This window comes from Pseudoduganella flava, assembly GCF_007830495.1.
In the GTDB taxonomy this organism is placed as follows: domain Bacteria; phylum Pseudomonadota; class Gammaproteobacteria; order Burkholderiales; family Burkholderiaceae_D; genus Rugamonas; species Rugamonas flava.
Window position 1 is genome coordinate 594613 of the sequence record NZ_VLKW01000002.1, and the last position, 26163, is coordinate 620775.

A 26163-nucleotide genomic window follows, 5' to 3' on the forward strand; every position below is an offset into this window, starting at 1 on the left:
TGGCCGCAAGTGTCAATCGCGGCACGGCAAAAGCGGCCATCTGTAGCTGAGCTTTTCCCAGATGCAAGGACGAAATGGCCGAACTTCTGTATAATTCACTTTTGCGCCGATAGGAAAACTACCATGCGTCTTCTTCAAAAAGCACTCACGTTCGATGACGTGCTCCTCGTCCCCGCGTACTCGAACGTTCTGCCTGCCGAAACGTCCCTCCGCACCAAGCTGACCCGCAATATCACGCTGAACATCCCGCTGCTGTCCGCGGCGATGGACACCGTCACCGAAGCCCGCCTGGCGATCGCGATGGCACAGGAAGGCGGCATCGGCATCATCCACAAGAACCTGCGTCCGGCCGACCAGGCACGCGAAGTGGCGAAGGTGAAGCGTTTCGAAGCGGGCGTGCTGCGCGACCCGATCACGATTCCGCCGGACATGAAGATCCGCGACGTGATCAAGCTGACGGAACAGCACGGCATCAGCGGCTTCCCCGTCGTCGAAGGCAAGCAGGTGGTCGGCATCATCACGAACCGCGACCTGCGTTTCGAAGAAGAGCTGGACGCGGAAGTGCGCGCCAAGATGACGCCGCGCGAAAAGCTCGTCACCGTGGGCGAGAACGCCGACACGGCCGAAGCGAAGCGCCTGATGAACAAGCACCGCCTGGAGCGCGTGCTGGTGGTCAACGACGCATTCGAACTGCGTGGCCTGATCACCGTGAAGGACATCCAGAAATCCACCGAACACCCGAACGCATCGAAAGACCAGCATGGCAAGCTGCTGGTGGGCGCGGCCGTCGGCGTGGGCGCGAAGGATGAGGAACGCATCGACCTGCTGGTGCAGGCCGGCGTGGACGTGCTGGTCGTCGACACGGCGCACGGCCACTCGCAGGGCATCCTGGACCGCGTGAAATACATCAAGACGAAGTACCCGCACGTGGACGTCATCGGCGGCAACATCGCCACCGCGGCCGCGGCCAAGGCGCTCGTCGAATACGGCGCGGACGCGGTGAAGGTCGGCATCGGCCCAGGCTCGATCTGCACGACGCGTATCGTGGCCGGCGTGGGCGTGCCGCAGATCACCGCGATCTCGAACGTCGCGGCAGCGCTGGAAGGCACGGGCGTGCCATGCATCGCCGACGGCGGCATCCGCTTCTCCGGCGACATCAGCAAGGCGCTGGCCGCCGGCGCGAACACCGTCATGATGGGCTCGATGTTCGCCGGCACCGAGGAAGCGCCGGGCGAAGTGATCCTGTACCAGGGCCGTTCGTACAAGTCGTACCGCGGCATGGGCTCGCTGGGCGCGATGGCCGAAGGCTCGGCGGACCGCTACTTCCAGGAAGCGTCGGCCAAGGCGGATAAATTCGTCCCGGAAGGCATCGAAGGCCGCGTGGCCTACAAAGGCTCGGTGCTGGCGATCATCTTCCAGCTCGTCGGCGGCGTGCGCCAGTCGATGGGCTACTGCGGTTGCGCGACGATCGACGAACTGCGCGAGAAAGCGGAATTCGTCGAGATCACGTCCGCCGGCATGCGCGAATCGCACGTGCACGACGTGCAGATCACCAAGGAAGCGCCGAACTACCGTTCGGAATAAACGCTCCGCGAAACGCCGGCAGGGTGCGCAAAACCTGCCGGCGTTTTTCCATTTTGTCCCGGTTCCCAAGTTCAGTAAGCACACTCAATGCACTCTAAAATCCTCATCCTCGATTTCGGCTCCCAGGTGACCCAGCTGATCGCACGCCGCGTGCGCGATGCCGGCGTGTTCTCCGAGGTCTTCCCGTACGACGTGTCCGACGAATTCGTCCGCAACTACGGCGCGGCCGGCGTCATCCTGTCCGGCAGCCACAGCTCCACCCTGGAAGGCGACGCCCCGCGCGCCCCGCAAGCCGTGTTCGAACTGGGCGTGCCGGTGCTGGGCATCTGCTACGGCATGCAGACGATGGCCGCGCAGCTGGGCGGCAAGGTCGAGAACGGCCTGGTGCGCGAATTCGGCTACGCCGAAGTGCGCGCCCGCGGCCATACGAATCTGCTGAACGGCATCAACGACTTCGTCACGCACGAAGGCCACGGCATGCTGAAGGTGTGGATGAGCCACGGCGACAAGGTGCTGGACATGCCGCCGGGATTCAAGCTGATGGCCTCCACCGACAGCTGCCCGATCGCCGGCATGGCCGACGAAGAGCGCAAGTTCTACGCGGTGCAGTGGCACCCGGAAGTGACGCACACGGTGCAGGGCAAGGCAATGCTGGGCCGCTTCGTGCACGAGATCTGCGGCTGCAAATCCGACTGGAACATGCCCGACTACATCACCGAAGCCGTCGAGAAGATCCGCGCGCAGGTGGGCACGGATGAAGTGATCCTGGGCCTGTCCGGCGGCGTCGATTCGTCCGTGGCCGCGGCACTGATCCACCGCGCGATCGGCGACCAGCTCACCTGCGTGTTCGTCGACCATGGCCTGCTGCGCCTGAACGAAGGCGAAATGGTGATGGACATGTTCGCCAAGAACCTGGGCGTGAAGGTCATCCGCGTGGACGCCACCGACCAGTTCATGGGCAAGCTCGCCGGCGTGACGGACCCGGAACAGAAGCGCAAGATCATCGGCGCCGAATTCGTCGAGGTGTTCAATGCGGAATCCGCGAAGCTGACGAACGCGAAATGGCTGGCGCAAGGCACGATCTACCCGGACGTGATCGAGTCGGCAGGCAAGGGCAAGAAGGGCCAGACGATCAAGAGCCACCACAACGTGGGCGGGCTGCCGGAGCACATGAAGCTGAAGCTGCTGGAGCCGCTGCGCGAACTGTTCAAGGATGAGGTGCGCAAGCTAGGTGTTGCTCTCGGTCTGCCGTATGAGATGGTCTACCGTCATCCGTTCCCTGGTCCGGGTCTCGGTGTGCGGATCCTGGGCGAGGTGAAGAAGGAGTATGCGGATCTGCTGCGTCGGGCCGATGCGATCTTCATTGAGGAGCTGCGTAATACGGCTTATGAAGGCGTTGTCGTGCCGGGGTTCGATCAGGATGCTGCCCCGCGCAATTGGTATGAGGCGACGTCGCAGGCGTTTGCCGTGTTCCTGCCGGTGAAGTCGGTGGGGGTGATGGGGGATGGGCGGACTTACGATTACGTCGTTGCGTTGCGGGCTGTGCAGACGCAGGATTTCATGACGGCGCATTGGGCGCATTTGCCTCACGAACTGCTGGGGCGGGTGTCGAATCGGATTATCAATGAGGTGCGGGGGTTGAACCGCGTCGTATATGACATCTCGGGGAAGCCGCCGGCGACGATCGAGTGGGAGTGATGAGGTCGCCCCAAGGGGCAGGGCCTAATCAGGCAATATGCGATTACGCCTCTGATTTCAGAGGCGTTTTTATTCCTATGTGCCGTACTACAATCGGCTGTTGGCGTTCTCCTTATTGGCAGCGAAAAAGACTTAACGGAAGGCTGCAGAGCCATGTCGAAATCGGCATATGACCCACGAAGGTTCGGCGCCATATGGGTGGCGACTGCACCCGGGGGTGCCGTGACTTTTAAAATCCTTCAAGATGTTGTAGTTTTGCACTCCTTCGTTCTTCATCGAAATTTACACTTGAACGATTGGTAACATGTATTTACACTGAGCTACTGCCCTGCAGCGCGTCCCACCCATGATGCCTGGTGGGAAGATGAATGCATTTATGGTAATGGATATACTGAATTAGCGATCTGTATTTGGAGCGCGTCCCCACTGCCCAAAGCTAGCTCTAGGATCTTGTTTAATATTTGAAGGAAGACAATGCATCTCGGAAAATTTCATGCTTTAGTTACCTCACTAAATGTTGAGTATAAAAAGAAAGAGGTTGGAGCAAAGATAGAAAATGTTATTCGCGAAGTTGAAGCGCTTGCTGCAAATCCCGGAAATTCCGACGTGGCAAATAATTTTCGGTCGCAGCTTGAAGAGCTGAGGTCAACACTTTCGAAATCAAAACTTAATAAGCCGTACCCGACGCTTGCTAAATTGATCGAGGCTATCGATGCAGAGAATTATATTGGAGACCGCCTGTTTGATAAGATCGAGGGCATACTTGCTAAGAATGGAATGACGCCACAATTGGCTGCCGGCGAGTTGAGGAAGTTTTTCTCTGAGGTTGGGAAGTTCTATACGGAAATAAACGCGGTTGACCAAGCATTTACTCACCTGGGGGTAGAGTATGAAATTCTTGATCGAGGAGATGGCGAAATCGGAATTTCTATACCGGAACCGCAGGGGGAACGCTTGCTCGCAGACTTGGCAGCGAGTGCTAAGTCATGGAATAAAGCACTTCGCCCATTCGTCGAGCTGGCTGATCCAGAGCACAATCCGATCGTAGTTCGAACTATTTCGTCTTCGGATTGGCAGTTTTATCTTGCCTCAGTCCCGGCGGTCTATCTTGCTCTTTCTACTGCGATCAGTCAGCTTAATGAACTGCTTCAGAAGCTTGTCGAGACCAGAAAGCTGATCGCTCAGCTCACGGAGAGGGGTGTTTCTGCCGACGGGACAGCGATGGTGGCGGCGGAGGCCGATAATATGCTCGATCGGGGTACGCGTGCTCTCGCCGAGCAGATTGTCGATGAAAATCCTCCTGCTGATATCGGTCGCGCAAATGAACTAAAAACAGAGCTAACAGGTAGTTTGAAATTCATTGCCCTGGAATTGGCAAAGAATGTCACTATTGAGGTTCGGTACCTTCCTCCTCCTCCTCCGAAGCCGGAATCTCCGGAATTCCAAGATGATGAGGCAAAAGGCCGTCTTGAGTTTCTTACACAAACCGCTGCGCAGATTGAAAGAAATATGGAGCTAGTCCGGTTGGAACCTGGAGTTCAGGAGATACTAAACCTCCCCGCTCCTGATGAGGATAAAGACTAACGAGTAGCATGAATGTCGCCGCCGTGTCTCCTCTCGAATCAGATCTGGTGATGTAGCAGGAAATCATCTAGGCAGTCAAGTTCGCCGGTCGTTCGCTGCGCCCTTGTACAGTGCCGCCGTGCGGTTCCACAGGCTGTGAACCAGCGACAGGCCGAGTCCAATCCGCCTTGCGGCGGTCCGACGCGCGCTCGGCCTGAGTGAACAGTTCGAACACGCGCTCTCCCACCTCGGGGGTCATGCCAATGCCGTCGTCGACGACCGCCAGCCCCACGGTGTCCGCCACGACGTCAGGCGGACGGTGATCGTGACGCGCCCCGGAGTATAGGGGGTCTCGTTGTGCAGGATGTTCGCCACCACCTGCACGAGCTGCTTGCGGTCGCCAAGCACGGCGGCCACTGCAGGCCTAAGGCCCGGCACCACAGGGTGGCTGCGGAGGTGAATGGCGGTGCCTATCTACGCGCGCGCATCGGCCACCACGTGGCGCAGGTCAACGCCAACCAACAATCCAACAGCACACCCTTTTTCGTTGCGCCGCTATCACTCTTTCTAGCGATTCGCATTAAGCAAGAAATACGTATGATTTGCGCTTTCATCCAGGACCGCGCAATGCGAATCAGTCTGTTGACTTTGGCCCTCGCCACGGCATTCACGTCGTCCCCGACCCCAGCGCAATCGACCGCGCCAACGACATTCACCTTCGCCAGCGCGCCCGGCCGGCTCCCGAAGAACGTCATTCCGATCCGGTACGACATCGCCGTAACCCCCAATGCCGCGGCGCGCACGCTAGCTGGCCATGAAACGATCCTGCTCGAAGTCACGGCGCCCACCGCGACCATCCAGTTCAACTCGTTGAACCAGAAGCTGAGCAACGTCCTCCTCGACGGCAAACCGGTCAAGTCGGTGGAGTCGAGCGACGAACAGCAGCTCACCACCATCACGCTGCATGCCCCCGCGGCGTGCGGCCGCCACACGCTCACGTTCGACTACACGGGCAAGATCCAGACCAAGCCGGTGGGCCTGTTCGCCCAGCAGTACAAGACGCCGGATGGCGTCGAAGGTGAACTCCTCAGCACGATGTTCCAGGCGACCGACGCGCGCCGCATGTTCCCGTGCTGGGATGAGCCGGCGTTCCGCGCCGTGTTCAAGCTGACGGTGACGACACCCGCCAGCTGGTCGGTGTATTCGAACATGCCGCAGGCTTCGCGCAAGGTCGACGGCGCGCTCGCGACGACCAGCTTTGAGCCGACGCCGAAGATGCCGACCTACCTCGTTGAATTCACGGGCGGGCACCTGGGCGAGATCAGCGCGGACCATCGCGGCACGCACTTCAACGTGGTGGCAGTCAAGGGCCAGGAAGAGGGCGGCCGGGTCGCACTGGCCACGGCGCAGCAGATCCTCGACGACTATAACGATTACTTCGGCGTGAAGTACCCGCTGCCCAAGCTGACGTCGATCGCGGTGCCGGGCGGTTTCAGCGGCGGGATGGAAAACTGGGGCGCGATTACGTACAACGACCAGGCGCTGCTCGTCACGCCGTCCAGTACGCTCGCCGCCCGCCAGAAGGTGTTCTGGGTCCAGGCGCACGAAATGGCGCACCAGTGGTTCGGCGACCTTGTAACGATGGGATGGTGGGACGAGCTATGGCTGAACGAGAGCTTCGCGTCGTGGATGACGGCGCGCGAGACGGACCTGCGCAATCCCGACTGGCGCTGGTGGGAACTGCAGGACGAGAGCAAGGAAAAAGCGATGGCCGCGGATGCGCGCGCGAACGCGCAGCCGATCATCCAGCCCGTCGTCAACGAACTCGACGCGATGAACTCCTTCGACCCGTCCATCGTGTTGGACAAGGGGCAGGCCGTGCTGCGCATGCTTGAAAACCACATGGGGCCGGATACCTTCCGCCAGGGCATCCGCAACTACATGAAGAAGCACGCGTATTCGAACACGCTCGCCGGCGACTTGTGGAACGCGCTCGATGCCGTCAGCAGCAAAGACGCCAAGGACGGCAAGGGCGGCCGGATCAGCGCCATCGCCGCCTCGTGGACGACGCAGCCGGGTTTCCCGCTCGTGTCCGTGGCCGTGACGTGCGGTGCGGACGGCAGGCGCACCGCCCTGCTGACGCAGCAGCGCTTCCTGCTGCAGGGACTGGGCACAGGCAAAGGGCTCTGGCAGGTTCCGCTGCAGGTGCGCAGCGGCGGCGGCCCCGCGCAGGCGGTGCTGCTGACCGGCGCCGAGCAGCGGATCGACGCCGGCACGTGCGAGGACACGCTCACCGTGAACGCCGACGCCATCGGCTACTACCGCGTCGCCTACGACCCGGCCACGCTAGCGTTGAACACCCGCCGGTTCACCACGCTGAAGGATGGCGACCGGATCGCCATGCTGGACGACCAGTGGGCGCTGGCGCAAGCGGGAGCGGCCCCGTTGGCAAGCTATCTGGCGCTCGTGTCCGCGATGGGCGGCGTGCAGAATGCGCGCGCGTGGGACCAGATCACCGGCGTGCTTGGCACGCTCGAATCGTACCAGCGCGGCGCGCCCGGCCACGCCGCGTTCACGGCGTATGCCAGGGACCTGGTCAGGCCGTTGGCGCGGCAGCTGGGCTGGGACGCGCGCCCGGACGATACGCCCGGCGTCCAGAAGCTGCGGCGCACGGTGCTCGGCCAGCTCGGCGCCTGGGGCGATCCGGCGACGGTCGCCGCGGCGCGCAAGCGATTCGCCGCGTTCGTGGCCGACCGCAGCGCAATCGCGCCGGACGACCAGCTCATGGTCATGTCGATCGTCGCCTCCAGTGCGACGCCCGCCGAGTTCGAGCAGCTGCACGCCATCGCGAAGGGCGCGAAGAACGAGGCGGAATTGCGCCGCTACTACCAGGCGCTGACCTCGGTGCGCGACCCGGCGCTGGCGGCCAAGGTCGGGGCCATCATCGTCTCCGGCGAGATTCCGAAGCAGGCCGGCACGGCGCGCCTGCCGCTGCTGGGGCGGATGGCGGACGAGCACCCGCAACTGGCGTGGGATCTCTTCACGAAGAATGTCGATGCGCTGCTGGAACCGTACGCGCCGTTCGGGCTGACGTTCCTGGCCCAGGAAGCGCCCGGACTGTTCTGGCGCGCCGCGCCGCCGGAGCAGCTGGAAGCGTGGATCAGGCAAAAGGCCCCGGCGTACATGGCGCCCCAACTGGCGCTCGGCATGGAGACGGCCCGCTTCAAGCACGCGCAAGCCGCTATGATGCGCAAGGCGGCCGATGCCGCCGTGGCGGCGAAGGTCACCGCGCGCTGAACGCGGTGCATGGCGGTGCCTGACCTTCAGTACCCTGGTGAGCGCCCACGTCGTTGCCGACTGGCGGCAGCGTGGCGGGTACAGCACAGAAAGCGGAGGCGTGCGGCTGCGCACGTGCGCAGCGCGTCCACCTGGCTACCGTCCGCGATCCGTTTGCTCACATGACATCGTAGCTCTCCGCAAGCGCCGACTACCGCGAGCGACATCATGTTTGGCACGTCTACCGACACCTCGATCGTCGACGGCGCCGTCCATTTGACATCGTTTCCCGGTCATGGAACTCTCGCGGCGCATGAATCGAGTAAGAGGGAGATTCAGCTAGAACTCGGGGAGCTCTAGCTAATTACACTAGGCGGCTTTATGTTTCCGGGTAGCGCACACAAGGGCGCCTAGCCCGCCGAGCAGCAGAGCGTACATCGACGGCTCCGGGACTTCCGGCATGCTGCTCCACGTGGCATTAAGCCAATGAGACTGCAGGCTATCGGCTGTACCCTGCCATACACTGATATCCCCACCTATGTTTTTATAGTTGAGAAAATCCAATGCCGTCGCGTCTTTGCCAAAACTAATCCACATCGGCATGGTATACATTAAAATCGTTGACGCCTTTGAAGCCCCGCGGAACGATACCGACGACGCTCCGGCTCCAGCGAATATAGAGGAATGTCCGTCGCCCACTGCCACCTCGGCACTGGTTGAATATGTGTCTAGAATCTTACCATCTGCAGTGAAGAGGCTTAAGATCAGACCTTGATACTGATAGTACGCTGCGGCGTAATTAATCGGCATCCCCTCCCAAAGCTGATATGGAACAGGTGGCGTGTATCTGACCAACTTATCAGTGTCAAAGGAAATGTGAGCTATTAGCTTATCGCCCCGATTAACGGTAATGCCGTTTAATTCGAAAGGATAATTGTAATCGCTTTCATTAGATGTTCCCCATACGTCAGCGCTGAAGCTGATCTCGTGGACTTCTGCTCTTGCGTGTGATGTCAAAAGGCCTACCATACACAAGCTTAGGATGTTTTTTAGTATTTGCATTAAATGGCCCCCAGTTTTGTTCAAATTGCTATTTGAACATTTTTGTTGGCAAATGTAAACTTCTTGTGGCCCAAGGCCAAGTTGCTGTCGCACTCCCTGGAGAGAAGGAAAACACTAGCGTCGAAATCGGCAGAATTTCGCGCTGCTTCAGAGGGGTAATTGCTTTGTTATTTCTGGCCCGTGGGATAGGGCGATGACCTCACGCCCCGCCCCACAACCCCCGAGCCTCCAGCGCAATCACCTCTGGATACTCCTCCTGAAAAAACAGCTTCCCATCCGGCACGAAGCGGATGCCGCGCGATCGGGAAAACGTGCTGTCCAGGTATTGCGCATCGCCACGCGCGAAGAGCGTATCGCTCCCACCCCAAACAATCCGCACCGGCACCCGACTACGCCGCAATGAAGCCTCAACCCCCGCCAGCGGATTCGGCGCCAACGCTACATGAAACGCGTGATACTGCGCCCGCCGCAACGGCGTAGCGACGAGCGGCTCGACATAGCAGGCGATCGTCTCGGCCGTCAGCGTCGCCGGGTCGTGATAGACCGCCGCGCCAAACGTCGAGCGGGCCAGTGCCGTGTCGTCCAGCCACCGGGCGGTCATGTCCGCCAGCGTGCCTGCACGAGCCATCTCCAGCACGGGCGCGATGCCTGCGGGTGGCGAGTCCGGTTCGACGTCGCAGTTCGTCAGCAACAGGCTGCGCACCCGTGCCGGATGATGGACCGCGAACAGTTGCGCCACCGCGCCGCCGCTGTCGCTGGCGACGATGTCCACGGATTGCACGCCCAGCTTGTCGAGCAGTGCCACCAGCATCGCCAGCTGGGCGGCTGGCGCGAGCGACTGGCCCTCGTGCGGCGCCGAGTAGCCCAGGCCCATGAAGTCGGGCGCGATGCAGCGCCGCAGCGGTGACAGGCGCTCGATCGCGCCGCGCCACTGGTAGCCGTTCAATGGTGCGCCGTGCAGGAAGAGGGCGGCCGGGCCCGTTCCCCGCTCGACGTAGGCGATCCGGCCGCACGGCAGGTCCGCGTACCGCCGCATGGCGCGGAAGGCCGCCGCGTCGAGCGGCCCGGCGTGCGCCGGCAGCAGGGTGGCCGCCGCCAGCCCCGCGCTGGCCAATGTCAGAAAGTCGCGTCGTTTCAAGGCATTCTCCTTAGGTTGTGGTCGATGCCTGCACGGTATCGTTGCGACGGATTCGCCGCGCGCATGGACGGATGATCCGGGCACGAACGGATGATTGCAGTTGCCAAAAAGGGCCGGATGGCCGAAGCTGACCGCACGTTCATCCGACCGGAGCCAGCGATGCCGTCACGCCCCGCGTGCTATCCCGACCGTGCCGCCCAGTTGCCATTGCTGGACGTGCTGACGTCGCCCGTCCCCGAGGGCCTGTTCCCGTCTCCGGTCGACGGCCGGCACGTGCTGTGCCTGCACCTGGGCGCGCCGGTTCCCGTGACGTGGCGCGCGGAGCGGGCCGAGCAGCATGGCGTGCGGCTGCACGGCCGGTTCTGCGTGGTGCCGGCCGGCTCCAGCACCCGCTGGACGTTGTCGGCACCCGCCACGTCGCTGCTGCTGCGCCTCGCGCCGGCGCTGCTGGACGACGCTGCCGAGGCGATGGGCCTGGGCGCGCATCGCGACGTGCTGGCGCCGTCGATCCACGTGCAGGACGCGCAAGTCGAGCGGATCGGCTGGATCATGCGGGCGGAAGAGCAGGACGGGCATCCGGGCGGCAGCCTGTTCGCGGACAGCCTGGCCGCCGCCCTCGCTGCGCGGCTGCTCCACCTGCAGTCGCGGCGGGAGCCCGAGCCTGCGACGGGCAACGCGCTGCCGGCCTGGCGGCTGCGCCAGGTCATCGACTACATCGACGCCTGCCTCGACCAGGACTTGCGGCTGGCCGAGCTGGCCGCCGTCGCGGGGTACAGCGTGTCGCACTTCAAGCCGCTGTTCCGGCGTGCCGTCGGCATGCCGGTGCACCGTTTCGTGCTGGAGCGCCGCGTCCAGCGGGCGCATGCGTTGCTCGCCGAAACCACGTCGAGCATCACGGCGATCGCGCTGGAGACGGGCTTCGCGCACGCCAGCCACATGGCGCGCTGCATGCGGCGGCTGCTGGGCGTTGCCCCGGCGCAACTGCGACGCCGCTGAGGCGCTGTTACCGGTCGGGGCCGCCCCAGGCGGCGCCGGGCATGAACGAGCCCGCGCGCTGCTCCAAACATGCAAGCATATCGGGTACACTGGCTGCTCATCCTGCGGGATCGTCACGTCGGCCCCGGGGTTTTCCGGCCTGGGCCGACGCGCAGGTGGCACGCGTCGCGGGCGGAACCGCGGCGTTGTTGCCGAGTCATGCGACGGAACGCCAGTCGACGTGCCGGCAGCTCGTACATCACTGATCTTGCGCCTGCCGAATATGGACATCAGACCCGGAATCTCCTTTGTTGCCCGGCGCTCCAGGCTGATCCTGCTCTGGCCCCTCCTGTCGCTGTGCATTGCCGCGTTGGGCTGGGCGTCCATCCTCAACACGCTCGAGCGCGAGCGCCGCGGGCGCGAGGAGGATGCGCTGCGGGATGCCGCCACCGTTGCGCGGGGCTATGCCGAGCACCTGGGCAGGACATTCCACATGATCGACCAGATCCTGCAGCACGTCCGCTTCGAATGGGCGCTCAGCGGAGGGCAGTTGCGGCTGGAAGGCCCCGGCGCACCCGGGCTGTTTCCTTCCACCCCCATCTTCAACGTCGGCATCGTGGGGCCGGACGGCAAGCTGGTCACGAATACCTTGCGCGTTACCCGGGAAGACGTGGCCGACCGGATGTACTTCCGTTTCCAGAGGGAGCAAACGGCCGACGCGCTGTACGTGGGCGAGGCGGCGAAAGGCAGGTCGTCCGGGCGCAGTGTCGTGCATTTCTCGCGGCGCCTGGTCGGCAGCGACGGTAAGTTCGCCGGGGTGGTGCGGGCGGCGGTCGCGCCGGCCTACCTGACGGCCAATTACGACCCGGTGGCGCTAGGCGGCAACGGGCTGCTGTCCATCCTGGGCAGCGATGGCGCCATCCGGGCCAGCCGGGTCGGCGACACCGTCTACGCGTCCTATACGAGTCCTTTCACCGCGGCCGCGCTGGCCGCCCCGGCGCTGCGCAGCCAGCTGCTGGCCAAGCGCGGCGGCAGCATGCTCGTCGATGGCGCCGCATGGTTTGGCGACCATCGCAACCGTTACCTCGGCTGGCAGCAGGTGCCGGATTTTCCCGTCGTGGCCATCGCCGCCGTCGACCAGCAGGAAGCCTTCGCCGCCTTCGCGAAGGTCAGGGAGAGCACGCTGGCACGCGCGATCGTCAGCAGCGCGGTGCTGGCCATCTTCACGCTGATCGCGATGGCGCTGTCGCTGCGCCTTGGCTGGCGCAAGTACCAGATTGAACTTGCCCGCGCGGCGTACCGGCTCGCCACCGAAGAGGGCACCGAAGGGTTCTATATCTGCCGCGCCGTACGGGACAGGAACGGCGCCATCGCCGACTTCGAAGTCATCGACTGTAACCAGACCGGAGCCGAGCTGTATGGCAGGCCGCGGGAGGCCATGGTCGGCGCCCGGCTGTCGACGCTGCACCAGGGCGACGACAGCGACTGGCGCGCCCGGCTGCTGCACCGCTTCATCATCGCCGTGGAACGGGGCGTCTTCGAAGACGAAATCGAAGTGCCGTTCAACGGCACGTCGGAAAAGTGGTATCGCGTGAAGATGGTGCATTCGAATGGCTTGTTGTCCGTGACCGCCTGGGACATCACCGACAGCAAGCGGCACATGTTCGAGCTGGAGCGCCGCGGCAACGAGGATCCGTTGACGGGCCTGCCCAACCGCCACTGGATGACCGCGTATCTGCCGGCGGCGCTGCAACGCGCCGGCGACAAGCGTGACATGGTGGCGCTGCTGTTCATCGATCTCGACGGCTTCAAGAACGTGAACGATACGGCCGGCCACCACAGCGGCGACGAACTGCTGCGCCATGTGACGAAGCGCCTGAAGCTGGCGGTGCGGCCGGCGGATCACGTCGTGCGGGTCGGTGGCGACGAGTTCATCGTCATCATCGAGCAGGCGCAGGACCACGGTGCGGTCGCCCATATCGCCGAGCGCGTCCTGCAGGCATTCCACGAACGGTTTCACGTGGCAGGCGGTAGCTTCCCGGTCGGCGCCTCGATCGGCATCAGCCTGTTCCCGCAGGATGGCACGGACATGCAGGAACTCCTCACGCATGCCGATGCGGCCATGTACGCCGTCAAGACCAGCGGCAAGATGAATTACCGCTTCTTCGATCGCGAGTATTACGAAGCGGTCCGCGCGAAAATCGATCGCAACGCGGAGCTGCGCCATGCGCTGGAGACCGACCAGCTGGTCCTGTATTACCAGCCCCGGGTGGAAATGGCCACCGGCGCTACGTGCAGCCTGGAGGCCCTGGTCAGGTGGGCCCACCCGACCAGGGGCATCCTGGAGCCGATCGATTTCATTCCGCTTGCGGAGGAATCCGGATTGATCGTGCAGCTGGGGGAGGTCGTCATCGACAAGGTCTGTGCGCAGATCGCTTACTGGTCCCGGCAGGGCAGGGACGTCGTCCCCGTATCGATCAACGTGTCGCCCCGGCAGTTCAACGAATCGGACGTGACGGAAGTGCTGCGCCAGGCGATCGAGCGGCATGGTATCTCCCCGCGGCTGGTCGAGATCGAACTGACCGAATCGTCGATGACAGCCGACAGCGTCCATGTGTCGCAGTCGCTGGAGAATATCCAGCGGCTCGGTGTGGCGCTGGCCGTGGACGATTTCGGCACCGGTTACTCGTCGCTGTCGCAACTGCAGCGCCTCGATTTCGACGTGCTGAAGGTGGACAAGGCATTCACCGCCGAACTGGAAAAAACGCGCGAGGGCAGCGTGTTCTTCACGGCGATCATCACGATGGCCCACGCGCTGGGCATGCGCGTCGTCGCCGAAGGCGTGGAGACGGTTGGCCAGGCCCGCTGCCTGAAACAGCTCCAATGCGACGAGATTCAGGGGTATTTCATCTCGATGCCGCTGCCCGCGACGGATCGGCAGCCGATCCTGCCGCGGTACGTGTTATAGCACCCATGCGCCGGCCGGCTCAGGCCAGGCCGAACGTTTTCCTGATGCCTTTCCCCACCGGCCCGGCCGGCAGATAGCGCCGCAACCGGGCCAGCAGCGCAGCCTCGCCCTGCGGCGTATGGCGCATCTTCCATGCCCCCAGCGCGGCGGCGACGATCGTCGCGGCAACGCGCTCGGGTGGCGGCGCCTGCCGGACGTTGGCGCGGATCGCCTGCGCAACGGCGCTGCGCTCCGTGTCGTAAGCGGGAACCACGGCGGCGGCGCGCGGCGCGTTCTCGTCGAGGTTGGTCTTCGTGAAAGAGGGCTCGACGAGCGCCACGCGAATGCCGAACTGGCGGACTTCGTGGTCCAGCGTCTCGGACAGCCCTTCGACGGCATGCTTCGACGCCGCATACAGCGCCATGTACGGCGCCGGCAGGAAGCCCAGCACGGAGCTGACGTTGACGATGCGGCCGGATCGCCGTGCGCGCATGTGCGGCAGCACGGCCTGGCTCGTGCGCAGCAGCCCGAACAGGTTGGTGTCGAACAGCGCGGCGGCTTCGGCGATCGACGTTTCCTCCGCCGCGCCCAGCAACGTCACGCCGGCGCTGTTGACCAGCACGTCGATGCGCCCGGCCCGGGCGATGACGGCCTCGATGGCGCGCCCGACCGACGCGTCGTCGCGCACATCCATTTCAACGAGGGTCACGCCGGGTATCTGCTGTGCCGTGGCGGCAGTGCGCACGGTGCCGAAGACGCGGCACCCGCGCTCGGCGAACTTCTGCGCGGCGGCACGGCCGATACCGGACGACACGCCGGTGACGACAACAACTTCAGGGTTCGACATGGTGGTTTCTTTCTATGACAGTGGTGGATGGGGGCGTTGGCCTGATCCTGAACCAGATCGCATACATGGCCGGCAGGAACACCAGCGTCAGCACGGTCCCGGCAAAGGTGCCGCCGATCAGCGTATAGGCGAGCGTGCCCCAGAACACGGAATGGGTCAGCGGAATGAAGGCCAGCATCGCCGCCAATGCCGTCAGCAGCACCGGGCGGGAGCGCTGCACGGTTGCTTCGACGACCGCCCGGAACGGTTCCAGCCCCGCCTCCTCGTTTTCGCGGATCTGGCCGATCAGGATCAGCGTATTGCGCATCAGGATGCCCGACAGGGCGATCAAGCCGACCAGCGCATTGATGCCGAACGGCTGCCGGAACAGCAGCAAGGTCGGCACCACGCCGATCAGGCCGAGCGGGCTGGTGGCGAACACCATCACCATCGCGGCGATCGAGCGCACCTGCACGATGATGATGAGGAGCGTCGTGGCGATCATGATCGGGAACAGCGGCAGCATCGCCGTCGTGGCCTTGCCGGATTCCTCGATCGAGCCGGCCTGTTCGATCCGGTAGCCGGCCGGCAGCCGGTCGACGATCGGCTGCAGCTGCCGCATCACGGCGGTGGACACGTCCGGCGGTTGCAGTCCTTCGGCGATGTCGCCGCGCACGGTGATCGTGGGCGTGCGGTCGCGGCGGCGCAGGATCGGGTCTTCCATCCGCACGTCGACGGAACCGACTTGCGCCAGAGGGATGCGCTGTCCGCCTGACCCGACCAGCGTGAAGCCGGCGATCCGCGCGGGATCGAGGCGGATGTCGCCGGCCGCGCGCCCCACCACCTGCACCGAGCGGATGTCCTCGCGCACCTGGGTCAGCGGCACGCCGTTCAGCAGGAACTGCAGTTGCTGGGACACCGAACTGGTCGTCAGGCCGACCGCCTGCAGCCGGTCCTGGTCCAGTGTGAAGTGCAGGGCAGGGGTGCGCGGCCCCCCGTCCGTATTCACGGTGCGCATCAGCGGGCTGGCGCGCATTGTGTCCGCCACTTGCGCGGCGATCGTGCGCAGCTGGTCCGGGTCCGGCCCCATCACGCGGTAAGCCACGGGGAAAGGCGACGGGGGACCGAACACGATCTGGGTCACGCGCACGCGCGCTTCCGGCGCGAGGCCGTCGGCGGCCGCCTGGCGCAGCCTGAATTTGAGGGCTTCCCGTTCCTTGTCGTCGCCCGTCAGTACGACGATCTTGGCGAACGACGGATCGGGCAATTCGGGTGCCATCGCCAGGAAGAAGCGGGGCGCGCCCTGGCCGATGTAGGCCGTGACGATGCGCGCTTCCTTCTGTTTCGCCAGCCACGCTTCCACCTTGGCAGCCGCGGCGCTGGTCTGCTCGATCGCGGTCCCGTACGGCATCTGCACCTCGACCAGCACTTCGGGCCGGTCGGAGGTGGGGAAGAACTGCTTCTTCACGAGGCCCATGCCGGCAATGGCCAGCACGAATGCGCCGATGACGGTGCCGGCAACGAGCCATTTGCGGGCGATGACGCGTTCCAGCACCCGGCGCAAGCGCCGGTAGTTGCGGGTATCGTAGATCGCCGCGTGGCCGCCCTCGACCTTTGCCAGTTCCGGCAGCAGCTTGACGCCCAGGTAGGGCGTGAACGCCACCGCCACCACCCACGACACGATCAGCGCGATGCCGACGATCCAGAACATATTGCTGGTGTATTCGCCCGCCGTCGAGCGCGCGAAACCGTTCGGCATGAAGCCGATGGCGGTGACCAGTGTGCCGGACAGCATGGGCGCCGCCGTATGGCTCCAGGCGTACGCCGATGCCGCCACTCGGCTGTAGCCTTCCTCCATTTTCACGACCATCATCTCGATGGCGATGATCGCGTCGTCCACCAGCAGGCCCAGGGCCAGGATCAGCGAGCCCAGCGTGATACGGTCGAAGTTCTTGCCCGTGGCCGCCATGATCACGAAGACCGCGGCCAGGGTCAGCGGCACCGCCGCCGCGACGACGATGCCCACGCGCCAGCCCATGCTGACGAAGCAGACGACCATCACCACCAGCAGGGCGACGAAGAACTTGACCATGAATTCGTCCACCGCCGAGCTGATGTTCACTGCCTGATCCGTCACCTTCGTCAGGCTCATGCCCAACGGCAGACCAGCGCCGATCCGGGCGATTTCAGCGTCCAGTGCCTTGCCCAGCTTGAGGCCATTCCAGTCGTCGCGCATCACGACGCCCAGCAGCAGTGCCGGCTCCCCCTGGTTGCGGACGAGGAAGGTGGCCGGGTCCTCGTAGCCCCGTTCGACGGTGGCGACGTCCGCGAGCTTCAGCGTACGGCCCTGCGCGACGATGGGCGTCTGGCGGATCTTGTCCAGCTTGTCGAACGCCCCATCCACGCGCACGAAGACCTGGGCGCCCCTGGTCTGGATGGACCCGGCCGGTGTCAGCACGTTCTGGTTGTTGAGGGCGGCGAAGATGTCCTGCGGCGTGACGCCCAGCGTGGCCAGGCGGTCATGTGCGAACGACACGAAGATGCGTTCCGGTTGTTCGCCGATGATGTTGACCTTCTTCACACCCGGCACGTGCAGCAGTTGCTGGCGCAGCGCTTCCGCATCGCGCACCAGCAGGCGCTGCGGCTCGCCTTTCGCTTTCAGCGCGAACAGCGCGAACGTCACGTCCGCATATTCGTCGTTGACCATCGGGCCGATGACGCCGGCGGGCAACCTGGGCGCCTCGTCCGCCAGCTTCTTGCGGGCCTGGTAGAACTCCTCCTGCACGGCCGCCGGCGGTGCGTTGTCGCGCAGCGAAAGCATCGTGAAGGCAAGGCCCGGACGGGTGTAGGTTTCCGTGCGGTCGTACCAGCGCAGTTCCTGCAGGCGTTTTTCCAGGGGCTCGGCGACCTGGTCCTGCATCTCCTGCGCCGTGGCGCCGGGCCATGCCGTGACGACCGTCATCTGCTTGATCGTGAACGGCGGGTCTTCCGCACGGCCCAGCTGCAGGAACGCCAGCACGCCGGCGACCGAAATCAGGCAGATCAGGAACAGCGTGATCGAGCGCTCGCGCACGGCGAGCGCCGAGAGGTTGAAGCGGCCTGCGCTCACGGCTGCGCCCCTTGCAATGGGGCGGCGGGTGAGGCGACGCGCACCGCCATGCCATCGGCGAGCAGGTGGGTACCCAGTGCGACCACGCGGTCGCCCTGTCGCAGCTGGCCGGCCACCTGGGCGCTGTCGTCGCCCAGGTGCAGCACCTTGACGGCGCGGCGAGATACCTTGGCCGGCTTGCCGTCGATGAGCCACACGGCCGGCCCCCGGCCGCCATCGAAGACCGCACCGATCGGCACCTGCACGCCCGGCTGCGACGCAGCCTGCTGCGTGCCCATGCTGATCGTGACGGTGCTGCCCAGCGGTGCGTTCGCCAGCTCGCCAGCGAGCACGTAGCGGGCCTCGAAGGTGCGGGTGACTCGGTCGGCCGCATCCGACAATTGCCGCAGCGTGGCGGGCGCGGCGCCGTCCCTGCCGAACAACTGCGCCTGCGCGGTCGAGCCGAGCGCGGGACGAAGCGTTTCCGGCAGCTGGACGATGGCTTCGCGCCGGCCCGCCTGCGCCAGCCGCACGACGATTTGACCGGCACCGACCACCTGGCCCGGTTCGGCGTGCGTATCGACGACGACGCCATCGCGGTCCGCGCGCAGTTCCGCGTAGCTGGTGGCGTTACGGGCAACGACGGCCTGGGCTTCTGCGGCGCTCAATTGGGCCCGGGCGGCATCGGCTGCCGCTTTCACCTGGTCGTAGGCGGAGGCGGACAACGCGCCGGTGCCGCGCAGGTCGCGATAGCGCGCTTCGTCTTCCGCCGTCTGCACTGCGCGGGCGCGCGCCGCGGCCACCGCTTCCTGCTGCGCCTGGGCGGCAAGCTTCAGGTCGACCGCGTCGAGGCGCATGAGCAGCTGGCCCTCTTTGACGGTCTGGCCGGCATCGACGAGCCGCTCCAGCACCTTGCCGGGCACTCGGAAGCCCAAGTCGCTTTGTACCCGGGCAGCGACGATGCCGGTGAACGCGCGCGCCGGGACGGACGCGCCCTGGACGAACGCGGCGCGCACCAGCGGCGCCTCGGTCCGCGGGTCGGCCGGCACGCTGTCGCCGCAGGCGGCCAGCGTCAACGGTAATGCACAACTGAAGAGAATGAGGGGGAGACGGACTCGAAGCATGAAAGCCCCTGCGAGAAAGTGAGGAGGCTTTCATTATGATTCGAGTGACCAATTCAGTCAATGGTCACAACGATTTCACGGATTGCTCTCATGGCGACAGGCTGCGCAGTACCAGGCCGGACAGGCGGGCCGGCGCTTCCTCGACGTGATCGAAGCTGTGCTGGAGGATCAACGGGTTCAGGTACGGGCGCATCACCAGGTAGATGGCCATCGTGGTTTCGTCCAGCGGCGTGCGACGCTCGAAGTCGCCGCTGTGGCGGCCTTGCTGCAGGATGTCGCGCAGCAGCGCCTGGATGCGCTGTTCGTAAGCGAGCGTGGATTGCCAGCCTTCCGTCGCCGCCGAGGCGGCGATTTCATACAGCTTGCGGTCCTGGAAGAACAGCCGCAGGCTGGACTCGACGATGGCCTTGAACATGCGCCGCAGCTTTTCCGGCGGGCCGTCGGCCTGTTCGACGGCCGCCACGACAGTGGCTTCGATCTCGGCCAGGCAATTCGTACAGATCATCTCGCCGATGGCCTGCTTCGATTCGAAGAATTTGTAGATGTATGCCTTGGAGAAGCCGATGGCCTTGGCCAGGTCGGACACCGTGGTCTTCTCATAGCCGTAGCGGCTGAAATGCTCGGTCGCGGCGGCCACGATCTGGTCGCGCACGTCGTGCTCGGCCGGCCCGCGCGCAGGGGTGGGGGAGGTGGTGGTTTTCGTCATGGCGCCAGTTTACGCCACGGCGAAAGACTGGACAACTAGTGACCATATGGTATTCTGGTCACTCTTCACTGCAATGGAAATGCGAAATGTTGTCCAAACCTACTCAAGCCGTCCTGCTGGTGGCCGCGCTGTCGGCAGGCTGCGCGGCCGGCCCCGACTACGTCCGCCCCGACGTGCCCTTGCCCGACCGCTTCCATGGCCAGGCTGCCGTGATCCAGCGGCCGGCGGCTGCCGATGCCGACCTGGCCGCCTGGTGGAAGGCCTTCGGCGATCCCGAGCTGGCGCGCTATGTGGCGCTGGCGCTGGAGCGGAACCTCGATCTCGCCCAGGCCACAGCGCGCGTAACGCAAGCGCGCGCCGGGCTGGCGGCGGCCAGCGCCGCGCTGCAGCCCTCGGCGAACGTCACCGGCCAGGCGGCGCGGGCTTACCAGTCCGTGGAGACCCCGGTGGGGCAGGTGTTGAACGCCACGCCCGGTTTCGACCGCCATGGCAATGCCTACGAGGCGAATCTCGCCGCGAGCTGGGAACTGGACCTGTTCGGCGGCCTGCGCCGTGGACGCGAGGCGGCGCTTGCCGAATACCAGTCGTCGCAGGCGGGCGCGTTGGTCACGCGGCTGGCGGTCGCGGCGCAGACAGCCGACATCTACATCGTCCTCCGCGGCTTGCAGGCGCGCCTGGACATCGCCCGGCGGCAGGTCAAGACGCAGCAGGACCTGCTCGCCCTCGTCACTCTGTTGTACGGCAAGGGCTTGGCCGCCGAGCTGCAGCTCCGGCAGGCCGAAGGCGCGCTCGCGCAGGTGCGGGCCGCCGTGCCGGTGCTGGAGACGGGCCTGGACACGGCGATGAACGCGCTGGACGTGATGCTGGCCGCCGCACCGGGAACGCATCGGGCGGAGCTGGCTGAAGCGGCAGCCATCCCGGCGGCGCCCCGCATCGCCACGGCCGGCACCCCTGGAGAACTGTTGCGGCGCCGGCCCGACCTGATCGCCGCCGAGCGCCGCCTGGCCGCTTCCCACGCGCGCAGCGGCGCCGCCATCGCCGAGTATTATCCGAAGTTCTCGCTCGGTGCCTTGATCGGCAGCGCCACGTCGCTCTCCAGCGGCAATCTGTTCGGCAGTGGCGCGAGCCAGGCGGCGGGGTTCCTCGGCCTGCGCTGGCGGCTGTTCGACTTCGGCCGGATCGATGCGCAGATCGCGCTGGCGCGGGGGCAGGAGGCCGAACTGCTGCACGCCTACCGTCTTGCCGCGCTGCGTGCCACCGAGGACGTGGAGAATGCCCTGTCGAACCTCGTCAAACGCGAGGAACAGGCTGCCGTGTTGAGCGAGGGCGTGGATGCGCTCGGGCGCGCGCGCTCGGCCGCGTTCGCGGCATACGAGAAAGGGGTTGTCAGCCTGACGGAGGTGCTGCAGGCCGACGAGCACCTGCTGCGCGCCGCCGATGCGCGCGCGCAGGCGCAAACGGAATCCGCACGGGCGGCGGTCGCGTCTTTCAAGGCGCTCGGGGGCGGCTGGCAAGGAGGTGAGGCGGACGCGCTGGCGCTGAACTAGCCGGCTGTTCAAAGGCGCGGCATGCCGGATATGCCTCGGAATACGCGCCGGGATGCTTCCGCCCAACGCAGAACCCGGCTGTTACATTGTTGGAGTTTTCAGGCCGAACAGCGTGGTAAGCTGAGTCCAACTGTCGAGATCCGGATACCGCATGTCGCGTGCTCCGCCGATCCGATTGCTCGGAACACCTCCGATGAAAATTGCCAAAGCCCTGGTGGCATCCTCCATCCTCATCGCCTTGTCCGGCGTTGTGATCCATGTGGGCGCCATGTTTGCGGGGCTGTCCTGTTTCACGTTCTTCAATGCGCCGCCGAGCGTCATCGCATCGTATGAGGCAGGCACATGGCTTGCACCGGTCAGTTGCGCTGTCATTGCCGGCCTGATGGGCGCGTGCGGTTATTACGCCGCGTCCGCCATCGGGCTGGTCCGGCGCCCGCCGCTGCAAAGGATCGGACTGGCCACGATGGCTGCCGTCTGCATCGGCCGTGCGCTGCTGTTGCCGGTGCTGGCCGTCAATCACCCGGAACTGCGCAATACCTTCGAGATCGTGGCAGCCATCGTCTGGGGACTTGCAGGCGCAGGATTGGCGGTCGGATTTGTGCTCGTCAAGGCAATGCCGGCGCATCCGACAGGCGGCGCATCGCTAGGCCAAGCCGCTTAGCTCAGGCGTTCGCTCAGGAGTTCGATATGCCCCGGCCGGGGGCGGCGATACGTCGCGGGGCGGGCTCCCGCGTGCCAGCGCAGGGCGTAGCTGGACAGTTAGGCCGTTTTGGGCTATAATTGACGTACATTAACAACAGTTATGTGCGGCAGTACGTTGGCAATGCAGTAGCAACATCGCAGCCGCACCATGTTTCCCGCCCAATCGCGGGAACGTCATCAGGGCCTCGCGCCCGCATCCATTAATCGTTTGGCGCCCGCCGTCAAACACCCGGTGCCATGTTCCACATGCCACCCGCGTGGTTAAAAGTCCTGAACCCCAGCCTCTTTTAGCACGCACCTTTGATACGCATACGACGCTACGGCGTCCCCGGTCCGCAGGCTCGCCTAGTGGTCCCGCGTGTCACGCCCTGTCCATCGCTTGCGTGCGCCATGCATCCCATCGGCGCCGTCGCACCGCCATTGGCCCAGGGTTCGCCGATTCCCGCTCGAGGCCCCGTGGCCGCCGGGTCTCGACCGTCACTCGAACATCGAAGGAGAACCACAACGTGGCAAAACAAATCCTCATCGACCATGTCTTCAAGGTCTTCGGCGACCAGCCCGACGCCGCGCTCGCGCTGGTGCGGCAGGGCGCCAGCAAGCAGGAAATCCTCACCAGCACCGGCTGCGCCATCGGCGTGCACGACGCCACCTTCACGATCGAGGCAGGCGAGATCTTCGTCATCATGGGCCTGTCCGGTTCGGGCAAGTCCACGCTGGTACGCATGCTGAACCGCCTGATCGAGCCTACGGCCGGCCGCATCCTCGTCGACGGCAACGACATCAATACCTTGCCGGACAAGGAGCTGCGTGCGCTGCGCCGCAAGGACATCAGCATGGTGTTCCAGTCGTTCGCGCTGCTGCCGCAGCTGACGGTGCTCGACAACACGGCGTTCGGCATGGAACTGGCCGGCGTGCCGAAGGCGGAGCGGCATGCGCTGGCCCGCCAGGCGCTGGAGCAGGTCGGTCTCGCGGCCTACGCGGGCAGTTATCCGGACGAGCTGTCCGGCGGCATGCAGCAGCGCGTCGGGCTGGCCCGCGCGCTTGCCTGCGATCCGTCGATCCTGCTGATGGACGAGGCGTTTTCCGCGCTCGATCCCATCATGCGCACCGAGATGCAATCGGAGCTCCTGCGCCTGCAGCAGATCAAGCGCCGCACGATCGTCTTCATTTCGCACGACCTCGACGAAGCCATGCGCATCGGCGACCGCATCGCCATCATGAAGGATGGCCATGTGGTGCAGGTGGGCACGCCGGAAGACATCCTGCGCAAGCCCGCCAACGACTGGGTGCGCAACTTCGTGCGCGGCGTCGATGCGGCGGCCGTGTTCAAGGCCGGCGATATCGCCCGCAAGAGCCAGATCGTCGTGTCCGAATCGCCGACCCGCGGCGCACGTGCCGCGCTGTCGATGCTGGAAGAGCAGGACAGGGCATATGCCTACGTCGTCAATCCGCAGCGCGCCTTCCTCGGCATGGTGTCGGCCGACTCGCTGCGCAGTGCCCTTGATGGCCACACCGGCCCGCTGGGCCTGTCGCATGCGTACCTGCCGGATGTGCAGCGCATCGATGCGGACGCGCCCGTCGCGGACCTGTTCGGCCAGGTGGCGCAACTGCCGTACGCGGTGCCCGTCGTGGCGCACGACGGCAGCTTCCGCGGCGCCATCAGCAAGACCACGTTGCTGAAGTTCCTCGACCGCGACACGCCGCCCATCGCCGAGCCACAGACCCAGAAAGGACAAGCATGAATCCGACTTCCCCCATCGCCAACAGCGCCACGCCGCCGGAGCTGATCATCCACCAGTCGACGCCAGCCAACCCATGGCTGCCGACGCCGCCGACCGACACTTCGTGGCTCGATGCGGCCAAGGGTGCGTCCGAACAGGCCGCAGGGGCGCACCTTTCGCAACTCCTCGACGGCTCGCTGCCGCTGCAGGCCGGCATCAACGAAGGACTGGGCTGGGTGGTTGCGCACTTCCGGCCGTTCTTCCAGACCGTGCGCGCGCCGATCGATGCGACGTTGACCGGCATGGGCGACGTGCTGCTGGCCGCGCCGTCGTTGACGGTCATCGCCATCATCGGCCTGCTGGCCTGGCAGTTCACCAGCCGCGCGCTGGCCGCCGGCACCGTGCTGGCGCTGCTGGTCGTGGCGATGCTGGGCGTGTGGCACGAGGCGATGATCACGCTGTCGCTGGTGCTCACGTCTTTGGCGTTCTGCCTGGCGATCGGCTTGCCGCTGGGGATCCTGCTGGCGAACAGCGACCGCGCCCAGAACATCCTGCGCCCGTTGCTGGACGCGATGCAGACCACGCCCGCCTTCGTGTACCTGGTGCCAGTGGTGATGCTGTTCGGGATCGGCAACGCGCCGGGCGTGATCGTGACGATCATCTTCGCGCTGGCGCCGCTGGTGCGCCTGACCAGCCTCGGCATCCGCCAGGTGCGGCCGGACCTGATCGAAGCGGCGCGGGCCTACGGTGCGTCGCCATGGCAGTTGCTGACCCGCGTGCAGCTACCGCTCGCAATGCCGTCGATCATGGCGGGCATCAACCAGTCGCTGATGCTGTCGCTGTCGATGGTGGTGATCGCGTCGATGATCGCCGTCGGTGGACTGGGCCAGATGGTATTGCGCGGCATCGGCCGGCTCGACATGGGCCTGGCCACCGTCGGCGGCCTCGGCATCGTGCTGCTGGCCATCACGCTGGATCGCCTGACGCAGGCGATGGGACAACCGCGCCGCGGCGCCCGTCACTGGTACGAGACGGGTCCCGCAGGACTCGTCGTTCGCCTGGTGCGCGGCAGTGCCGCACCCGTCGACGCGCCCACGCCCGTCACCGCGCAATAAGCAGAAAGGAAACGCATGCAGCATATCGAACACTTCGAAGTCACCCATAAAACGCAGCGCAAGTTCCGCTGGATCTCCGCCCTGGCGCTGGCTGCCCTGGCCCTGACCACCAGCTTCGCGATGGCGCAAACGCCCGATGCCGGCCTGCCAGGCAAGGGCATCAAGGTGCAGGCGCTGCAAAGCCCGATCGCCGAGGAGACGTTCCAGACGATGCTCGTCGAGCGCGCGCTGGAAAAGCTGGGCTACGAGACGCAGCCGATCAAGGAAGTCGAGTATCCGACGGCGCACGTGGCGATCGCCAACGGCGACGCCACCTTCCTCGCCGTGCACTGGGACCCGCTGCACCAGGACTATTACGACAATGCCGGTGGCGACACGAAACTGCTGCGCGTCGGCGCGTATGCCGGCCCGGCGGCACAGGGCTACCTGATCGACAGGGCCACGGCCGAGAAGTACAACATCACCAACATCGAACAGCTGCGCGACCCGGGCCTGGCCAAGCTGTTCGACCATGACGGCGACGGCAAGGCCGACCTGGCCGGCTGCAACCCGGGCTGGGGCTGCGAGGCGATGATCGAGCACCACCTGGACGCCTACCAGCTGCGCACGACCGTCACGCACGTGCAGGGCAGCTATCCGGCGCTGATGGCCGACACGATCGGCCGCTACCAGCGCGGCGAATCGGTGCTGTACTACACGTGGACGCCGTACTGGGTCAGCGGCGTGCTGGTGCCGGGCCAGGACGTCGTGTGGCTGCAGGTGCCGTTCTCGGCGAATCCGGCGCATGCCAGTACCCGCCTGGCCGACGGCAGCGACTACGGCTTTTCCGTCAACACCACGCGGATCGTCGTGAACCGCGCGTGGGCCGAGAAGAATCCGGCGGCCGTCAAGCTGTTCGAAGTGATGCGGCTGCCGATCGCCGACATCAATGCACAGAACGAGCGCATGCGCAGCGGCGAGAATACGCAGGCCGATATCGCGCGGCATACGGCAGGGTGGATCGCGTACCACCAGCAGTTGTTCGACAGCTGGATCGCGCAGGCGCTGGCGGCCGCGCAACGCTGAGCGCGGCAGGGCGCCTGGCGCGCGTC

At 65.1% G+C, this 26163-nt stretch carries 18 protein-coding genes; 11 read left to right on the forward strand and 7 right to left on the reverse strand.

The genetic code is table 11. The annotated features are described in order from the left end of the window. Positions 1 to 123: 123 nt before the first annotated feature. From guaB to IP92_RS06940, 3 genes are all read left to right on the forward strand, one after another. Positions 124 to 1584, forward strand: coding sequence for an IMP dehydrogenase (gene guaB / locus IP92_RS06930; RefSeq protein WP_145873792.1), 1461 nt, complete (start codon positions 124 to 126; stop codon positions 1582 to 1584). Positions 1585 to 1671: 87 nt separating this feature from the next. Continuing rightward, positions 1672 to 3282: a glutamine-hydrolyzing GMP synthase gene (gene guaA / locus IP92_RS06935; protein ID WP_145873793.1), complete on the forward strand. Its 1611-nt coding sequence runs from the start codon at positions 1672 to 1674 to the stop codon at positions 3280 to 3282. 474 nt (positions 3283 to 3756) lie between these two features. Further along, positions 3757 to 4866: a hypothetical protein gene (locus IP92_RS06940; RefSeq protein WP_145873794.1), complete on the forward strand. Its 1110-nt coding sequence runs from the start codon at positions 3757 to 3759 to the stop codon at positions 4864 to 4866. Between the two features lie 234 nt (positions 4867 to 5100). Here the strand turns inward: IP92_RS06940 and IP92_RS06945 are convergent, their stop codons facing one another. Then, entirely contained in the window at positions 5101 to 5283 is a 183-nt protein-coding gene (locus IP92_RS06945) for a hypothetical protein (protein WP_145873795.1), read from the reverse strand. A gap of 189 nt (positions 5284 to 5472) precedes the next feature. Here IP92_RS06945 and IP92_RS06950 point away from each other — a divergent pair, with 189 nt between their 5' ends. After that, positions 5473 to 8142, forward strand: coding sequence for a M1 family metallopeptidase (locus IP92_RS06950; protein WP_158206678.1), 2670 nt, complete (start codon positions 5473 to 5475; stop codon positions 8140 to 8142). A 348-nt stretch (positions 8143 to 8490) separates the two neighbouring features. Here the strand turns inward: IP92_RS06950 and IP92_RS06955 are convergent, their stop codons facing one another. Together IP92_RS06955 and IP92_RS06960 are read right to left on the reverse strand one after the other, a co-directional pair. Next, positions 8491 to 9138, reverse strand: coding sequence for a PEP-CTERM sorting domain-containing protein (locus tag IP92_RS06955; RefSeq protein ID WP_158206677.1), 648 nt, complete (start codon positions 9136 to 9138; stop codon positions 8491 to 8493). 244 nt (positions 9139 to 9382) lie between these two features. Then, complete coding sequence (locus IP92_RS06960; RefSeq protein WP_145873798.1) at positions 9383 to 10321, reverse strand: alpha/beta fold hydrolase; 939 nt, start codon at positions 10319 to 10321, stop codon at positions 9383 to 9385. Positions 10322 to 10480: 159 nt separating this feature from the next. Here IP92_RS06960 and IP92_RS06965 point away from each other — a divergent pair, with 159 nt between their 5' ends. Next, complete coding sequence (locus IP92_RS06965; protein ID WP_145873799.1) at positions 10481 to 11317, forward strand: helix-turn-helix domain-containing protein; 837 nt, start codon at positions 10481 to 10483, stop codon at positions 11315 to 11317. 262 nt (positions 11318 to 11579) lie between these two features. Next, positions 11580 to 14264 carry a bifunctional diguanylate cyclase/phosphodiesterase gene (locus IP92_RS06970; RefSeq protein ID WP_145873800.1) on the forward strand — a complete coding sequence of 895 codons (2685 nt, stop codon included), beginning with the start codon at positions 11580 to 11582 and terminating at the stop codon, positions 14262 to 14264. 19 nt (positions 14265 to 14283) lie between these two features. On the opposite strand, the gene IP92_RS06975 is transcribed toward IP92_RS06970, so the two are convergent. From IP92_RS06975 to IP92_RS06990, 4 genes are all read right to left on the reverse strand, one after another. Next, a complete protein-coding gene (locus tag IP92_RS06975; protein ID WP_145873801.1) occupies positions 14284 to 15090 on the reverse strand; it encodes an oxidoreductase in 807 nt (268 codons plus the stop codon). Beyond that, on the reverse strand, positions 15077 to 18178 hold the full coding sequence (locus IP92_RS06980) for an efflux RND transporter permease subunit (protein WP_145873802.1): 3102 nt from the start codon (positions 18176 to 18178) through the stop codon (positions 15077 to 15079). The genes IP92_RS06975 and IP92_RS06980 overlap by 14 nt, the downstream gene beginning before the upstream one ends. Next, complete coding sequence (locus IP92_RS06985) at positions 18175 to 19281, reverse strand: efflux RND transporter periplasmic adaptor subunit (protein ID WP_145873803.1); 1107 nt, start codon at positions 19279 to 19281, stop codon at positions 18175 to 18177. Before IP92_RS06985 ends, IP92_RS06980 begins: the two co-directional genes overlap by 4 nt. Positions 19282 to 19369: 88 nt before the next feature. Beyond that, on the reverse strand, positions 19370 to 19987 hold the full coding sequence (locus IP92_RS06990) for a TetR/AcrR family transcriptional regulator (protein WP_145873804.1): 618 nt from the start codon (positions 19985 to 19987) through the stop codon (positions 19370 to 19372). A gap of 86 nt (positions 19988 to 20073) precedes the next feature. On the opposite strand from IP92_RS06990, the gene IP92_RS06995 reads away from it, so the two are divergent. The 5 genes from IP92_RS06995 (at position 20074) to proX (ending at position 26137) form a co-directional block, all read left to right on the forward strand. Continuing rightward, positions 20074 to 21534 (forward strand): efflux transporter outer membrane subunit, encoded by a 1461-nt coding sequence (locus tag IP92_RS06995; protein WP_145873805.1) that lies wholly within the window; start codon positions 20074 to 20076, stop codon positions 21532 to 21534. 193 nt (positions 21535 to 21727) lie between these two features. Beyond that, the gene (locus IP92_RS07000) at positions 21728 to 22195 is read left to right on the forward strand and encodes a hypothetical protein (RefSeq protein WP_145873806.1); all 468 of its coding nucleotides are present in this window, start codon (positions 21728 to 21730) and stop codon (positions 22193 to 22195) included. A gap of 547 nt (positions 22196 to 22742) precedes the next feature. Next, positions 22743 to 23978: a glycine betaine/L-proline ABC transporter ATP-binding protein ProV gene (gene proV / locus IP92_RS07005; RefSeq protein ID WP_145873807.1), complete on the forward strand. Its 1236-nt coding sequence runs from the start codon at positions 22743 to 22745 to the stop codon at positions 23976 to 23978. After that, the gene (gene proW, locus IP92_RS07010; RefSeq protein ID WP_145873808.1) at positions 23975 to 25072 is read left to right on the forward strand and encodes a glycine betaine/L-proline ABC transporter permease ProW; all 1098 of its coding nucleotides are present in this window, start codon (positions 23975 to 23977) and stop codon (positions 25070 to 25072) included. Before proV ends, proW begins: the two co-directional genes overlap by 4 nt. Positions 25073 to 25087: 15 nt before the next feature. Then, positions 25088 to 26137, forward strand: a complete 1050-nt coding sequence (gene proX / locus IP92_RS07015) for a glycine betaine/L-proline ABC transporter substrate-binding protein ProX (protein ID WP_145873809.1) — start codon at positions 25088 to 25090, stop codon at positions 26135 to 26137. Positions 26138 to 26163 lie beyond the last annotated feature (26 nt).